Genomic DNA, 13613 nt, shown 5'->3' on the forward strand with positions numbered 1-13613 from the left:
GCATCACTGCACCAGGATTTCCTTGAACAGCACCGCGCTCACCTGGCTGGGAGCGATGGTGACGTTGACACGGCGGGTCAGCTCCTCCTTGAGGCGAAACATGCCGGCCGAGCCCTGCAGGTCAGTCGGCCGCACTTCGCGCAGATAGGTTTGGAAGATATCGACCATACGCGGAATGTTCGGCGTGATCTGCGCCACTACCGGCTGGTCCTTCACCTCGAGCACCACCTTGATCTTCAGGTATTGGATGCGTTCGCCGGGCCCGACATTCATGTTGACCAGCAGCTCCGGTACATCGACGAAGATCGGCTTCGACGGCGGCGGCGCTTCCGCCACCTTGTCGTGATCCTTCTTTTTGAAGAGCATGACGTAACCGCCTGCGCCACCACCAACGAGCAGCACGGCCGCAGCCGCGGCGATCATGATCAGCTTACGTTTGGATTTGGCCGGGGCCTCGCCCGTACCCTCTTCCGATACTTCGTTGTCCGCCATCGCCGCCCCGACCGGTGGTCCGGATGAGTTCGATGCCGCCCGACAGGCCTGAAACGCGATACAACGCCGCCGGCGCACACGCGCCCCGTGAATGAGGCGACGATGCGGTCGCAATGGTTAACGGAACCTTTAATTCTTCGTTCAGATAGGAAAAATTTGCCGGGAGGTATGGTCAATAATTCCTTATTGCCGTCCCGCGGGCCCTCCTCCTGACCAATCAAAACATTGATCTAACTGCTGTTTCTTCGTTGGCATGGTCTTCGCTGAGGGTCAGGCAAGCGACCGGCTTGGGAGAGCCGCCGCTTGCGGCGAAACGGACCGGCTTGGGAGAGCCCGTCGGTTTCTGAATCAGGGGAGATTGACCGATGGAGAACACGCTTCTCGTCGGATTGTCGCGGCAGATTTCGCTCGAGCGCCAGCTTGGCGTGATTGCGAACAACGTCGCGAACGTGAACACGAGCGGCTACAAGGCCGACAAGACCGTGTTCGAGGAGTTTCTGCGCTCGCCGGCGCATATCGACAGCTTTGTCGGCAGCGATCGCCGCGTCAGCTTCGTGCAGGACCGCGCAACCTGGCATGACTTCGGCCAAGGCCCGGTGGAGCGTACCAGCAATCCCCTCGACGTGACGCTGGACGGCAACGCCTTCTTCACGGTGCAGGCCAACGGCAACGAACGCTACACCCGCAACGGCGCATTCCAGATCAATGCCCAGGGTCAGCTCGTCACCACCGACGGCCACCCGGTGATCGGCACAAACGGCCCGATCACCTTCCAGCCCGGCGATCAGGATATCACGATCGGCAATGACGGCACTATCACGGTGCGCGAAGGCCAGACCACCAACGTCGCCGCGTTGCGCGGCAAGCTGCGCATCGTCACCTTCGACCAGCCGCAGCGCCTGGAAAAGCAGGGCTCGAACCTGTTTAGCGCGCCCGAAGGCGTGAACGCCCAGGTCTCGACTGTCGCCAATGTCCGCCAGGGGATGATCGAGAAATCGAACGTCTCTGGTGTCGCTGAAATGGCAAAGATGATCGAGGTGATGCGTGCTTACACTGGCATCAGCACCCTGATGCAGCAGCAGAACGACTTGCGGAAGACGTCGATCGAACGTCTCGCCGACGTGCCGGCCTGAGGAGACTAGACCATGCGCGCACTCCATACCGCGGCGACCGGCATGATGGCCCAGGAACTCAACGTCCAGGTCATCTCCAACAACATCGCCAACATGCGCACCACTGCTTACAAGAAGCAGCGCGCGGAATTTCAGGATCTGTTGTACGAGCACCAGCGCCGCGTCGGCACGCAGACATCGGACCAGGGCAACATCTTGCCGGTCGGCATCGAGATCGGCTCGGGCGTGCGCACCGCAGGCACGCCGCGGGTGATGAGCCAGGGCAACATGCTGCCGACTGGCAAGGATCTCGACGTCGCGATCCGCGGCGAAGGCTTTTTCCGGGTTCTGCTGCCTGATGGTCGGACCGCCTACACCCGCGACGGCTCGTTCGAAATGGACCAGCAGGGGCGCATCACCACCTCGCAGGGCTACCTGATCCAGCCGGGTATCACCGTTCCGCAGAACTCTACCGGTCTCACGATCAACCAGCAGGGCCAGGTGTCGGTGACGCCGGCAGGTTCGACCACGCCGACGCAGATCGGCCAGATCGAAATGGCATTGTTCATCAACAAGGCCGGTCTGCAATCAATGGGCGACAACCTGTATCTGGAGACGCCGGCCTCGGGCGCGCCGCAAGTCGGTCTCGGCGGGCAGCCCGGTTATGGCGACCTGCTGCAGAGCAACCTCGAACAGGCGAACGTCGAAGCCGTGTCGGAGATTTCCGACCTGATCGCGGCACAGCGCGCCTACGAGATGAACGCCAAGGTGATCAGCGCGACCGACCAGATGCTGCAATCCACCACTGCGATGCTGCGCTAACGGAGACGCACGATGACACGGATCATTCTGCCGGCTTTCGCACTGCTGCTGCAGGTGACGACTGGCGCTTTCGCACAGACCTCGCTGGTTACACCAACCCTGCGCGCCAACGTCACCGTCAGCAGCGAAGTGGTGCGGATCGGCGACTTCGTCGACAACGCCGGCGAAATGGCGTCGGTTGCCGTATTCCGCGCTCCCGATCTCGGGACCACCGGCGTGGTGCCGGTCGTCCAGGTGCTCGATGCGCTGCGCGCGCACAATGTGATCGGCATCGCCACCAACGACCTTCGCGAGGTGGCGGTGACGCGCGAGGCGCGCACGCTGTCGCAGAAGGATATCGAAACGGAAGTCGGCCGGGCGCTGGAGCGGCGCAACGGACTGGGCGAAGCGGCCAATCTCGCGCTGACCTTCGACCGGGACATTCGCGTACTGCAGCTCGATGCCAGTCATCGCGGCAATCTCGTACTGCTGTCCGCACGCTACGAGCCCCGCCATGCGCGCTTCGACGTCACGTTCGAACTCGCCCGCGATCAAGGCCTACCACCGACGCGGCTGCGCTTCACCGGCACGGCAATCGAAACCGTCGAGGCGGCCGTGGTAACGCGCACCGTCGAACGCGGTGAAGTGCTACGCGCTGCCGACATCGCCATCGAACGCCGCCCGAAAGCGGAGGTCGGCTTCGACGCCGCAACACGCGATCGGGCGATCGGCATGCAGATGCGAAAGGGGGTCCGCGCGGGCCAGCCGCTGCGGGTCGCCGATCTCGCCAAGGCCGACCTGGTGCAGCGCGATCAGAACGTCTCGCTTGTCTATGCCGCTCCCGGTCTCACCCTGACGATGCGCGCCAAGGCGATGGACGCCGGCGCCGAAGGCGACACCGTCAACGTCATGAACCTGCAGTCCAAGCGCGTGGTGCAGGGCATCGTGACTGGCCCCGGCCAGGTTGCGATGACGGCGCCCGCTCCCCGTCTCTCCGCTTCGCTTGCGAACACGCCGGCCTCCGGCGCGCCAACCCAAGAGTAAGTCATCATGGTTTCGTACCGTATTCCATCGCGTCTCTTCACCCCGGTTGGCCTGCTCGTTCTTGCCCTCACCGCGAGCGGCTGCTCCTCGATCGAGCGTCTGTCGGCGATCGGCGAGAAGCCCGCGCTGTCCGCGATTGAAAATCCGACCGCACAACCCGGCTACAAGCCGGTGCAGATGCCGATGCCGACGCCGCAGGCGGCAAGCTACAGCCCGAATTCGCTGTGGCGCAACGGCTCGCGCGCCTTCTTCAAGGACCAGCGCGCGCGACAGGTCGGCGACCTGCTCACCGTCACCGTCAACATCACCGACAAGGCGACGTTCGACAACGAGACCAAGCGCAGCCGCACCAACAAGGAGGACTCCGGCATCTCCGATTTCGCAGGCAGCAAGCTGCTCTCCGGCAAGGCGGCGCTGGCGATGCCGGGCAAGATTCTGTCGGCGGATTCGACCGCTCAAAGCGACGGCAAGGGTTCAGTGAACCGGCAGGAGGCGTTGCAGACCAGCGTCGCCGCCGTCGTCACGCAGATTCTGCCGAACGGCAACCTCGTCGTCGAAGGCCGCCAGGAAATCCGCGTCAACTTCGAGATCCGCGAACTGATCGTCGCCGGCATCGTCAGGCCCGAGGATATCCAGAGCGACAACACGATCGACTCGACCAAGATCGCCCAGGCCCGCATCGCCTATGGCGGACGCGGCCAGATCACCGACGTTCAGCAACCACGCTATGGGCAGCAGGTTTTGGACGTGCTCCTGCCCTTCTGACGCTTTCCCCGTCTTCAGGCATGATCCTGTCGCGAAAGCGCTCCCACACTGACGCGACCCGCCTCCCGATCATGCTCCCAGCTCCCACGCCAAGTCCGCGTCTCGCGAGCGCGGACGAGGCGACGCAAGACAGCCTTCGGTAGCTCCCCTGCCGAAGGCTGTCGCTTTATCGCGCCTCATGCCTTTAGCGGATGCGTCGCTGCCACCGCCCGTGCCAGCGCCTGGGCGCGCGGCACAAGGCTCTCGACCTCCATGTACTCCTCCGGCGTGTGTGCAAAGCCGCCGACCGGCCCGGTCGCGCACAGGGTCGGCGTGCCGACCGCGGAAGTGAATCCGGAGTCGGCGCAGCCGCCGGTGAACTCGCCAGCGACATCGAAGCCGGTTCCTAGCGCCGCCTGCCGATAGATCGCGAACAGATCGGCATGTGCGGGCGTCTGCTCCAGAGGTAGGAATTCGCCTTTGATGCGCAGCGTCGCCGACGTGCCCGGCACATGCTCCGTAGCGACGATCGCTTCGATCGCGCTCAGCATGCGAACGCGATCGGCCGCTTTCACATAGCGCAGATCGATTTCGCCGCTGGCCGCAGGAGCAACCGTATTGACCGACTGCCCGCCCGAGATGAGCCCGACGTTTAGCGTGACGCCGCTTCCAAGGTCGGTGAGAGCGGATAGCGCGACGATCTTGTGCGCGAGCGCGTTGACGGCGCTGCGGCCGGCCTCGAAATTGCCGCCGGAATGCGCCGCCTTGCCGACCACGTCCATCACCATGAACACGCCACCCTTGCGACCGGACACCACGTTGCCGCTGGGACGACCAGGCTCGGAGTTGTAGACCGCCCGCGCCCCGCGCGCGGTTTCCTCGATCACGGCGCGCGATTGTGGTGAGCCGATTTCCTCGTCGGAGGTCAGAAGCGCGACCAACGGCGCCGGATTGCCGCCGAACTTCTTGAATGCCGCGAGCACGAACGCGTTCAGCACCAGCCCGCCCTTCATATCCATAACGCCGGGACCGTAAGCGCGGCCGTCCCTCACCGTGAACGGGCGTCGGGCAGCCTCGCCCTTGGGGAACACCGTGTCGCGGTGGCCCATCAACACTACCGGCGCATTGCCGGGACCAGCAAGCCGCGCGCGGAAGATGTCGCCGGAAACATCGCGCGGCAGCCGCTCGACCTCGATGCCATGACTCTCATAAAAGGCCTGGAACACTTCGCCGACCGCGTCGACACCGGCCTTGTCGTAGGAGCCGCTATCGATGTTCACGACGGTTTCGAGCAGCGCCAGCATCGCGTCACGTTGCGACGACAACCAAGCGGCGATTAAGTCCGACACGAGCCTTCCTCCGATGTTCCTTCCGGCACGGCGGCCGGCGCTTGCCGGCAAGTATAGCCGGAAGCCGGCGCATCACCACGCATCCACGACATCAAAATGAAAGGCGCGCAACCTTCCCGATTGCGCGCCTTCCGTCGGCCGGGAGATATGCGGCTGTGGAGAACGGATCGCACTCAGCCCTTCTTGCCAAGGCCGAGACTGTCAATGACCTTGCGTTCGGAGGCGATGAACTCCCGCACGAACGCATTGTAATCGTCCGTGTTCTTGTAGTTCGGCACCATATCGAATTTGGCGAGCGTCTCCTTGACCGATGGATCGTCCATCGCCTTCTTGAAGGCGTCATGCAGGATCTTGACGATCTTCGGATCGATGCCCTTCGGCCCGGCGATCCCCCAAGGGGAATCGAACACGAATGGATGCCCGAGTTCCTTGAGCGTCGGCACGTCGGGATAGTTCGGCGAGCGGTCCGCGGTCCACAGCATCAGCAGACGAAGCTTGCCCGCATCGACCAGTGGCCGCCAACCGGTGGAATCGATCGAGAGCGTCGTGTGCTTGCCCAACACGGCGGCATTCATTTCCGCGCCGCCCTTGAACGGCACCTGGGTCATCTTGATGCCTTCGCGTGCGGCGATCTGCTCCATGCCGGTATGCAGCGATGTGCCCGCGCCAGGCGACGCGTAGGTCACCTTGCCGGGATTAGCCTTGGCGAACTCGACAACGTCCTTCCAGGTCTTGAACGGGCCGTCCGCACTCGTCACCACGCCAAACGTGTAACCGGTCAGGTGGACGATATAGGTGAAGTCCTTCTCCGCATCCCACGATGTCTGCTGCATCAGGGGCATCCGGAAGACCGAGATCGGAATCTGCGCCACCGTATAGCCATCCGGCTTGGCGGATGCGGCCATCGTTGCAGGACCGACCGAGCCCGCGCCGCCCGACTTGTTCTCGACCACGATCGGCTGACCGAGATGCTTGCCCGCGACTTCCGCGATCGCACGCAAGGTCGTATCGGTCGATCCGCCCGCAGGCCACGGCACGATCAACGTCACCGGCTTGGTCGGAAAATTCTGCGCGAGAGCGGCGCTTCCAATGGATGCGATGCAGAGCGCCAGCGCAAGCGCGCCAAGCTTCTTCCTCAAGGTCACTAAGGTCATTCTCCGTCTCGTTGTATGGCTTTGGATTGGTTGCAAAGGTCTCGGCCTTCGAAGCGGCAGGACCCTAAGGGGCAAGACTGCGAACGACAACGACGTCAGGGGAGGACGGGCGACCGAACGACGAAATCGCGCTGTGTCTTAAGGACGCAGCAACGACAACGAACTGAATGCGATCCGCTCACGCGCGCAATTGCACAAGCTGCCGCTTTTGAACATCCGCTCGCGCAGAACAACGCGTGCAGATTCAGCCATCTGCACGTAGGATAGTGAGCGTTGTAGATAAGGCGATATAGCCGCGAAAGGCGACGAGCATCACTCGTCGCGATAAACCTTCTCGCGCTTCTCGTGACGCTCCTGTGCCTCGACCGAGAGCGTCGCAATCGGACGCGCTTCGAGCCGTTTCAGCGAGATCGGCTCGCCGGTCTCCTCGCAGTAGCCGTAAGTGCCGTCATCGATCCGACCGATCGCAGCATCGATCTTGGCGATCAGCTTGCGCTGGCGGTCACGCGCACGCAGCTCAATGGCGCGGTCGGTCTCCGACGACGCACGATCGGCAAGATCGGGGTGGTTGACGTTCTCGTCCTGCAACTGGACGAGGGTGGCTTTGGCTTCCCGCAGAATTTCCTCTTTCCATGCAAGCAACTTGTTGCGGAAATACTCCCGCTGTCGCTCGTTCATGAACGGCTCCTTCTCAGAGGGCCGGTAGGGTTTCTGCTTCTCCGTCACTGGCATCGACAGTTTGTCCCAGCGGGTAATAGCCTCCCGCGCGCGCAGCTTATATAGCGCCGATTCGTGACAGACAATATCGACACGACACTCCGAACCGTTTCCTGTGGAGCACCCTGGGGACGATTGCCGCTTTGGGATCGATGACGGAATGGGCGGGAGTTCCCTGACGGGAACCGCCCGTCAGGCGCCAGTCAAGAAAATATGGCAATTAAATCAACTATTTCCGGCCTTTGCGAGTTCGACTTCGACCCGCAATTCGATCTCGGCCAGCACTTGATCCAGCCCTGAATCCCCTGAATTGGCTTTCAATCCGGCGGCAACGACCCGCAACCGCTGCACGGTCGCAGGGGTCAGCGAGCCGGACAGCAGCCCAAGCTTCAGTTCGTCGAGGACATCGAGGGCTTCGTTGCCGCGCTTGACGGCCCGCTTCCGTCGCTCGGTCGCGTCCTCCACACCTTGAAGCGCCAGCAGCGCGTCGATACTCGCGACACCGACGGGCGCCGCCATCGGACGGCTCCCCGCCGCTTCACTCAGGTTCGGCAGCGAAAATGTGGACGACGACGGACGTCGGGCGCCGGGCTGCGAGGTGGCCGGCGTAGCACCATTGGGGCCATAGATCCGCATGCAATGTCCTTTGAACAAATCGAGCCGGATCACACGCGACAAACTACGCGGCGTTGAGGTTTCGGCAGCCGGAAAGCTCGTCCCTTATGGTTAATGATCCGTAAACACCCGGCAGAATTTGCCGCGCGCGGCAATTTCCCTCCCTAGCGCAGGCTGGAGGCGGACGAGAGGAAACATAATTATCAAATTATTTCAATTACTTATGTTGATCGCGTGACTGGCACGACGTTCGCTAGATGACCCGTGGTCGATATCGCGTGGGGAGCACGAGGTATCCAGCCAGACGGCTTTCGCGGGAGTAAAGGGATGCAACGGGTGTTTCGGATCGTCGGCGCGATTGCCGCGGTGCTGATTCTGGCCATAGGCCCGGCGGCCGCGACCTCCCGCATCAAGGACCTCGCCAACATCGAAGGCGTGCGCCAGAACCAGCTGATCGGCTATGGCCTCGTGGTCGGCCTGAACGGCACCGGCGACACTCTCAACAACATCCCCTTCACCAAGCAATCGCTGCAAGCGATGCTCGAACGGATGGGCGTGAACATCCGCGGCGCCAACATCCGCACCGGCAACGTCGCCGCCGTGATGGTCACCGGCAACCTGCCCGCCTTCTCAACCCAGGGCACCCGGATGGACGTCACCGTCTCCGCGCTGGGCGATGCCAAGAGCCTGCAAGGCGGCACGCTGCTGGTCACCCCGCTGCTCGGTGCCGACGGCAACGTCTATGCCGTCGCGCAAGGCGCGCTAGCGATCGGCGGCTTCGCAGCCGAAGGTGAAGCGGCGAAGATCGTGCGCGGCGTGCCGACCGTCGGCCGCATCTCCAATGGCGCCATCATCGAGCGCGAGATCGACTTCGCGCTGAACCGGTTGCCGAATGTGCGGCTAGCGCTGCGCAACGCCGACTTCACCACCGCCAAGCGCATCGCTGCTGCCGTTAACGACTTCCTCGGCACCAAGACCGCCGAGCCGGTCGATCCATCGACAGTGCTGCTGAATGTGCCGAACGAATTCAGAGGCAATGTGGTCGCCCTGCTCACCGAGATCGAACAGCTCCAGGTCGAGCCGGATCTCGCCGCCAAGATCGTCATCGACGAACGCTCCGGCATCATCGTCATGGGCCGCGACGTGCGCGTGGCGACGGTCGCCATCGCCCAGGGCAACTTAACGGTGACGATCTCCGAGGCTCCACAGGTTAGCCAGCCCAATCCGCTATCCGGCGGTCGCACGATGGTTGTCCCGCGCTCGCGCGTCGGCGTGCAGGAAGACGGCCGGAAACTCGCCGTGGTGCAGGATGGCGTCTCGCTGCAACAGCTCGTGGACGGCCTCAACGCGCTCGGCATCGGGCCGCGCGACATGATCGCAATCCTGCAGGCGGTCAAGGCTGCTGGCGCGATCCAGGCCGACATCGAGGTGATGTGATGAGCGTCATCCCGACAAACACCACACCGATGATCAATGGCCGCCCCGATCTCGCACTCACCGAAGCACTGAAGAAGGTCTCCCCTCAGGCGCAGCAGAAGGCGAAATCGGCCTCGCAGGATTTCGAAGCGGTGTTCCTGAATTCGATGTTTCAGCAGATGTTCGCAGAGGTCAAAGGCGAAGGCCCGTTCGGCGCGACCGAAGGCACGGGTCCGTGGCGTTCGATGCTGACCGACGAATACGCCAAGGGGATTTCGCGGTCCGGCGGCGTCGGCATCTCGGATGACGTCTTCCGGACCCTGATCATACAACAGGCCGCACGGGCAAGCTGAAAGATAGGCACATGCACGCTCAATCGCAGTCCACCGCTCCCGGCATCCCGGCGATCGCCAATCCGACCGATGCCCGCAAGTTCATCACCGCTCTCACCGACATCATGGATCAGTTGCTGACACTGATCGAGCAGGAGACGGCGCTGGTGCGGGCCGGCAAGGTCAGTGAGGCGGTCCTGCTCGAGAGCGCCAAGAGCGAACTGTCTCGCCGCTACATGAGCGCGATCACCGGGCTGAAGGCCAACCATCGCTATCTGGCGCAGGCGGTGCCAGACCTGCTTGCGACGCTGCATCGTCATCACGATGCTTTCCGCGGCAAGCTGCAGATCAACCTCACCGTTCTTGCGACCGCGCATGCGGTTTCCGAAGGCATCGTACGCGGCGTCAACAGCGAGCTGCAACGCAAGGCCGTCCCTTCGACCTATACGGCTTCCGGGAACCGCAGCAATGCGGGCGCACGTTACGCTGCGCCGCTGAGCATCAGCCGCTCACTTTAGAATTGATCCCGCGTCGCCGAAGAATCTGATCCCGCGTTGCTGAACCAACCGGACGACGACATCTCTTCGAGCCTAAACGTCCGGACACCGGCTTGGGACCACGCTGACAACGAACGCGATCAGCGCGACCGAACAGGTCCGGCTCGCGCAAGACTCTCGCATTTGAGCTAAATTCGCGTGCAACAATTCGCGAAAAGTCGAGCGCATGTTTCAAGGCACCATTAGAAACTTTGGGCGATACGATGACAATGGAGGGAGGGATTTGTCTCGCAGGCCGGGAGGTGGCCATGAGCACGGATTTCTCAGTCAGGCCGGTAGGGGTACCGGCCGCAGCAGCGCTCGACCGCCCGGCTCCTGAAGCCGCGCGAAAGGCCGTGCCTACGCAGCTGCCGCCCGCCAAGAGCGTGACCGCATCGGAAAAAGCGCGCGCCACGCGCAACGACGTCTCGCTCGACAGCGAGCGGCTGTCGCGACAGGTCATCTTCGATCAGGATTCCGCGGAGATCGTCTATCAGGTGATCGATCGCCGCAACGATACGGTCGTCCACCAGGTGCCGGACGAGAGCAAGGTCCGCACCCGGGCCTATTTCCGCGAGATCGACCGCTCGAAGGAGCTGCATCGACTGCAGTACACCGATCGCAACGCTTGAGCGCGACTGACCTAGCGATTCGAGCAAGTCCTGTGCGAATGACTCGCGGCCTCGGTCGTGCGCATCCCCTCAGGTATTCTGTTTGGCGTAAGCGGTCTCGAGGCTCGACGCCGCGCCTTGCGCGTTCGTCATCACCGTCTTCACCTGGGCCACACCCGGACGCGTCAACGTGAACTTGGAATCGCCGATCCGAAACCCGTCGTTCTTGATCAGGACGTCCTGAAACTTCACCGAGCCATTACTCTCGTAGCGAGCTTTGGCACGGAAGCCGTTCACGTTGGACACGGAGATGGTGAACGCCTTGCCGTCGGCATACTGGCCGCTCCAGCGCCCTTCGAACCGCGCCGGATCGACATCAACATACTTACCGCCCACGTTGCTCAGGTTCGATCCCGCCGCCACATAACCCGACGACAGAATCTGCAGGATGTCGGCCATGCCCGGCTCCGTCGAAGAACGCGCATCAAGCGCGGCCGGACAAGCCCGCTGCAAGATTGCGGTTGATGTCGATCAGCGACTTGAACTGATCGAGCTGCGGATTAATTTGCAGCGCCGCCGTCTGGGTCAGCACGAAGATGCCAATGTTGGCGATGTTCTGCCGAACCTCGAGCGGCTGCTGGTTGTCGTCGCGCAGCACGTCGCTCATGAAGATCGACCAGAGCTTGCGGTTGAACAGCAAGGCTTCCTTGGTGCGCACGCCCGTCGGATCCGGCTTGTTGACGACGTCCTGCAGCTGATTGGCCGCCTTGAGCAGAGCTTGCGCCTCGATCTCACGCGGAGCAGCAGTCGTGTTGGCCACGCGTGCGTAGGCTTTGGCGGCGTCGGACATTCATACCTCGATGTTCGTTTTGGTGCGCGTAGGAGGGGCCGTGAGAATACCCATAGGTTGTATCGATTCGACTTTAAAAGATGGTTATCGATTTCCGACACAGTCGCGACAAAGTGGCTCTGCGTAGGCAAAAGCAAGCAGCCGAGAAAGCTTCGCTACACGATTGACCGTCTCACAACACGCGTCACAAAAAAACGGCGGAGTCTCCTCCGCCGTTTTGCTTCTTGATCGGAGCGCCGGGCTTAGCGCAGCAGCTGCAGCACGCTCTGCTGGCTCTGGTTGGCCAGCGCCAGGGCGGACACGGCGATCGACTGGCGGGTCGACAGCGCCTGGCTGTTGGCCGCTTCCTCGTTGGTATCGGCCAGCGTCAGGTTCGACGAGCCGGTCTGCAGCACGTTGATCAGGCTCTTCGAGAAGTCCTGACGGATCTGCACGATCGACAGGTTCGAACCGAGCGTCGAGGCCTGCGACCGCAGCGTGCTCGAGGCGTTGTTCAGCGCCGTGAGGACGGTGTTAGTGGCGGAGTTGTCGATGAAGTCGGTGCCCGAGGTCAACTCCTGCAAACCGAGACCAGCCGGGTTGAAGGTGACACCCTGGATGTTCAGGGTCGACTTGCCGCTTTCGTTGAACACCAGCTTCAGCTGGTCGCCATTGAGCAGGTTGACGCCGTTGAACGAGGCATCCTGCGCGGTGGTGGTGATCTGGTTGATGATGTTGTTGTACTGCGCAACCAGGTTCGAACGCGTCAGCTGCGCGTTCATGTCCTTCACCGGATCGCCGGCGACCAGACCGGCGAACGCCTGACCCGCACCAGCCGCCGTGCCGCCGATCGCACCGATCGTCGACGACGCCGCATCGTTGGTGGTGGAGATCGTCAGCTTGCCATCGCTCGACAGCGTCGCCTGCAGGTTGTTCGCCGCCAGCTTCTCGTTGAGCTGGTTCAGCGTCTTCACCTCGCCAGCACCGGTGCCGAAGGTGATGTTGGTCGCCGTGCCGCCGCCGGTCGCACCGATCGTCAGCGTCTGGCCCTGGAGCGCCGGAGGTGCACCCGCGGTGCGGGCAGTGGTGCCGGCCGACAGGCCGAGCTTGGCCAGGCCCGTGCCGCTGACCACGAGGTCCTCGGCCGTGCCGGTGTGCAGCGTGATGGCGCCGCCAGCAATCGTCGAGGTGCCGCCGGTGATGGCGTTCACCGCATCGATGACGTCCTGGACCGTGCCGGTGGTGACGTCGATCGAGAGGTTGCCACCCGCCGCAGTGCCGCTGGTGCCAGCGCCGCTGTTGAAGGAGATGGTCTTGCCGTTGACGACGATCGTATCGGCGGCGGTGAAGTCGCCCGCAACCGAGTCCGTGTTCGCAGCGCCCGACAGCAAGGTCGCGCCGGTCATCGGCGCTGCAGTCGGCGTGACCTTGTTGTTGATGACGGTACCGGCCGCAGCCGCCGCATCGGTCGGCGCACCGGCCGGGCCGAGCAGGTTGTCGGCGGTGGCGCCGGTGATGACGGCGGAGGTCACGCTCGACTTCGCCGAATAGCCGCTCGGGGTCTGCAGCGCCTGGTTGGCAACCGATTTGGCGCTATCGACCAGCTTCTGCAGCGAGGTGATGCCGGTGTTGGCCGCCTGCAGCACCTGCACGCCGTTGCTGATGCCGTCCAGCAGGTTGTTGATGTCGCTGGCGCGGCTGTCGAGGGCTGCGGCAGTGAAATAGTTGGTCGGGTTGTCGAGGGCGGAGTTGACCTTCTTTCCGGTCGAAAGACGGTTCTGGGTGGTCGAGAGCAGTTCAGCGGTGGACTGAAGTGACAGCAGGTTCTGGCGAACCGATGCCGAAAGAACAATACCGGACA

16 protein-coding genes are annotated in these 13613 nt (G+C 62.9%); 8 read left to right on the forward strand and 8 right to left on the reverse strand.

What is annotated here, in order from left to right; all coding sequences use genetic code 11:
* Positions 1-3: 3 nt before the first annotated feature.
* On the reverse strand, positions 4-492 hold the full coding sequence (gene fliL, locus X566_RS23690; protein WP_034472194.1) for a flagellar basal body-associated protein FliL: 489 nt from the start codon (positions 490-492) through the stop codon (positions 4-6).
* A 365-nt stretch (positions 493-857) separates the two neighbouring features.
* Between fliL and flgF the strand changes: the two genes are divergently transcribed.
* From flgF to flgH, 4 genes are read left to right on the forward strand one after another with little or no spacing between them, the layout of a single operon-like run.
* The gene (flgF, locus tag X566_RS23695) at positions 858-1625 is read left to right on the forward strand and encodes a flagellar basal-body rod protein FlgF (RefSeq protein WP_034472197.1); all 768 of its coding nucleotides are present in this window, start codon (positions 858-860) and stop codon (positions 1623-1625) included.
* Positions 1626-1637: 12 nt separating this feature from the next.
* Entirely contained in the window at positions 1638-2426 is a 789-nt protein-coding gene (flgG, locus tag X566_RS23700; protein WP_034472198.1) for a flagellar basal-body rod protein FlgG, read from the forward strand.
* A 12-nt stretch (positions 2427-2438) separates the two neighbouring features.
* Entirely contained in the window at positions 2439-3449 is a 1011-nt protein-coding gene (flgA, locus tag X566_RS23705) for a flagellar basal body P-ring formation chaperone FlgA (RefSeq protein ID WP_051444468.1), read from the forward strand.
* Between the two features lie 6 nt (positions 3450-3455).
* Positions 3456-4214 carry a flagellar basal body L-ring protein FlgH gene (gene flgH / locus X566_RS23710; protein WP_034472200.1) on the forward strand — a complete coding sequence of 253 codons (759 nt, stop codon included), beginning with the start codon at positions 3456-3458 and terminating at the stop codon, positions 4212-4214.
* 176 nt (positions 4215-4390) lie between these two features.
* Here the strand turns inward: flgH and X566_RS23715 are convergent, their stop codons facing one another.
* The 4 genes from X566_RS23715 to X566_RS23730 all read right to left on the reverse strand — a co-directional run bounded on the left by X566_RS23715 (position 4391) and on the right by X566_RS23730 (position 8049).
* Positions 4391-5497 carry a M20 family metallopeptidase gene (locus X566_RS23715; RefSeq protein WP_051444469.1) on the reverse strand — a complete coding sequence of 369 codons (1107 nt, stop codon included), beginning with the start codon at positions 5495-5497 and terminating at the stop codon, positions 4391-4393.
* A gap of 218 nt (positions 5498-5715) precedes the next feature.
* Positions 5716-6696, reverse strand: a complete 981-nt coding sequence (locus X566_RS23720; protein ID WP_034472207.1) for a tripartite tricarboxylate transporter substrate binding protein — start codon at positions 6694-6696, stop codon at positions 5716-5718.
* 312 nt (positions 6697-7008) lie between these two features.
* On the reverse strand, positions 7009-7428 hold the full coding sequence (dksA, locus tag X566_RS23725) for an RNA polymerase-binding protein DksA (RefSeq protein ID WP_034472209.1): 420 nt from the start codon (positions 7426-7428) through the stop codon (positions 7009-7011).
* Positions 7429-7638: 210 nt separating this feature from the next.
* Positions 7639-8049, reverse strand: coding sequence for a flagellar assembly protein FliX (locus X566_RS23730; protein WP_034472211.1), 411 nt, complete (start codon positions 8047-8049; stop codon positions 7639-7641).
* Positions 8050-8355: 306 nt separating this feature from the next.
* Between X566_RS23730 and X566_RS23735 the strand changes: the two genes are divergently transcribed.
* The 4 genes from X566_RS23735 to X566_RS23750 all read left to right on the forward strand — a co-directional run bounded on the left by X566_RS23735 (position 8356) and on the right by X566_RS23750 (position 10944).
* The gene (locus X566_RS23735; protein ID WP_034472214.1) at positions 8356-9465 is read left to right on the forward strand and encodes a flagellar basal body P-ring protein FlgI; all 1110 of its coding nucleotides are present in this window, start codon (positions 8356-8358) and stop codon (positions 9463-9465) included.
* Positions 9465-9797, forward strand: a complete 333-nt coding sequence (flgJ, locus tag X566_RS23740; protein ID WP_034472216.1) for a flagellar assembly peptidoglycan hydrolase FlgJ — start codon at positions 9465-9467, stop codon at positions 9795-9797. Before X566_RS23735 ends, flgJ begins: the two co-directional genes overlap by 1 nt.
* 11 nt (positions 9798-9808) lie before the next feature.
* On the forward strand, positions 9809-10294 hold the full coding sequence (locus X566_RS23745) for a hypothetical protein (protein ID WP_034472219.1): 486 nt from the start codon (positions 9809-9811) through the stop codon (positions 10292-10294).
* 287 nt (positions 10295-10581) lie between these two features.
* Positions 10582-10944 (forward strand): hypothetical protein, encoded by a 363-nt coding sequence (locus tag X566_RS23750; RefSeq protein ID WP_034472231.1) that lies wholly within the window; start codon positions 10582-10584, stop codon positions 10942-10944.
* Between the two features lie 69 nt (positions 10945-11013).
* On the opposite strand, the gene X566_RS23755 is transcribed toward X566_RS23750, so the two are convergent.
* The 3 genes from X566_RS23755 to X566_RS23765 form a co-directional block, all read right to left on the reverse strand.
* Positions 11014-11382, reverse strand: a complete 369-nt coding sequence (locus X566_RS23755) for a hypothetical protein (protein ID WP_034472233.1) — start codon at positions 11380-11382, stop codon at positions 11014-11016.
* Positions 11383-11407: 25 nt separating this feature from the next.
* Positions 11408-11773 carry a flagellar biosynthesis regulator FlaF gene (gene flaF / locus X566_RS23760; RefSeq protein WP_034472235.1) on the reverse strand — a complete coding sequence of 122 codons (366 nt, stop codon included), beginning with the start codon at positions 11771-11773 and terminating at the stop codon, positions 11408-11410.
* Positions 11774-12015: 242 nt separating this feature from the next.
* Positions 12016-13613 (reverse strand): flagellin (locus X566_RS23765; protein WP_244434863.1); only part of this gene is annotated, 1598 nt, incomplete at its 5' end.

The sequence above is a fragment of the Afipia sp. P52-10 genome, assembly GCF_000516555.1.
Classification (GTDB): Bacteria; Pseudomonadota; Alphaproteobacteria; order Rhizobiales; family Xanthobacteraceae; genus P52-10.

Coding starts and splice junctions, on each gene's coding strand:
- X566_RS23745 (WP_034472219.1), top strand. CDS start 9,809: ATGCACGCTCAATCGCAGTCCACCGCTCCCGGCATCCCGGCGATCGCC.
- flgG (WP_034472198.1), top strand. CDS start 1,638: ATGCGCGCACTCCATACCGCGGCGACCGGCATGATGGCCCAGGAACTC.
- X566_RS23735 (WP_034472214.1), top strand. CDS start 8,356: ATGCAACGGGTGTTTCGGATCGTCGGCGCGATTGCCGCGGTGCTGATT.
- fliL (WP_034472194.1), bottom strand. CDS start 492: ATGGCGGACAACGAAGTATCGGAAGAGGGTACGGGCGAGGCCCCGGCC.
- flgF (WP_034472197.1), top strand. CDS start 858: ATGGAGAACACGCTTCTCGTCGGATTGTCGCGGCAGATTTCGCTCGAG.
- X566_RS23720 (WP_034472207.1), bottom strand. CDS start 6,696: ATGACCTTAGTGACCTTGAGGAAGAAGCTTGGCGCGCTTGCGCTGGCG.
- flaF (WP_034472235.1), bottom strand. CDS start 11,773: ATGTCCGACGCCGCCAAAGCCTACGCACGCGTGGCCAACACGACTGCT.
- X566_RS23750 (WP_034472231.1), top strand. CDS start 10,582: ATGAGCACGGATTTCTCAGTCAGGCCGGTAGGGGTACCGGCCGCAGCA.
- flgA (WP_051444468.1), top strand. CDS start 2,439: ATGACACGGATCATTCTGCCGGCTTTCGCACTGCTGCTGCAGGTGACG.
- X566_RS23730 (WP_034472211.1), bottom strand. CDS start 8,049: ATGCGGATCTATGGCCCCAATGGTGCTACGCCGGCCACCTCGCAGCCC.
- dksA (WP_034472209.1), bottom strand. CDS start 7,428: ATGCCAGTGACGGAGAAGCAGAAACCCTACCGGCCCTCTGAGAAGGAG.
- X566_RS23755 (WP_034472233.1), bottom strand. CDS start 11,382: ATGGCCGACATCCTGCAGATTCTGTCGTCGGGTTATGTGGCGGCGGGA.
- flgJ (WP_034472216.1), top strand. CDS start 9,465: ATGAGCGTCATCCCGACAAACACCACACCGATGATCAATGGCCGCCCC.
- flgH (WP_034472200.1), top strand. CDS start 3,456: ATGGTTTCGTACCGTATTCCATCGCGTCTCTTCACCCCGGTTGGCCTG.
- X566_RS23715 (WP_051444469.1), bottom strand. CDS start 5,497: ATGCTGGCGCTGCTCGAAACCGTCGTGAACATCGATAGCGGCTCCTAC.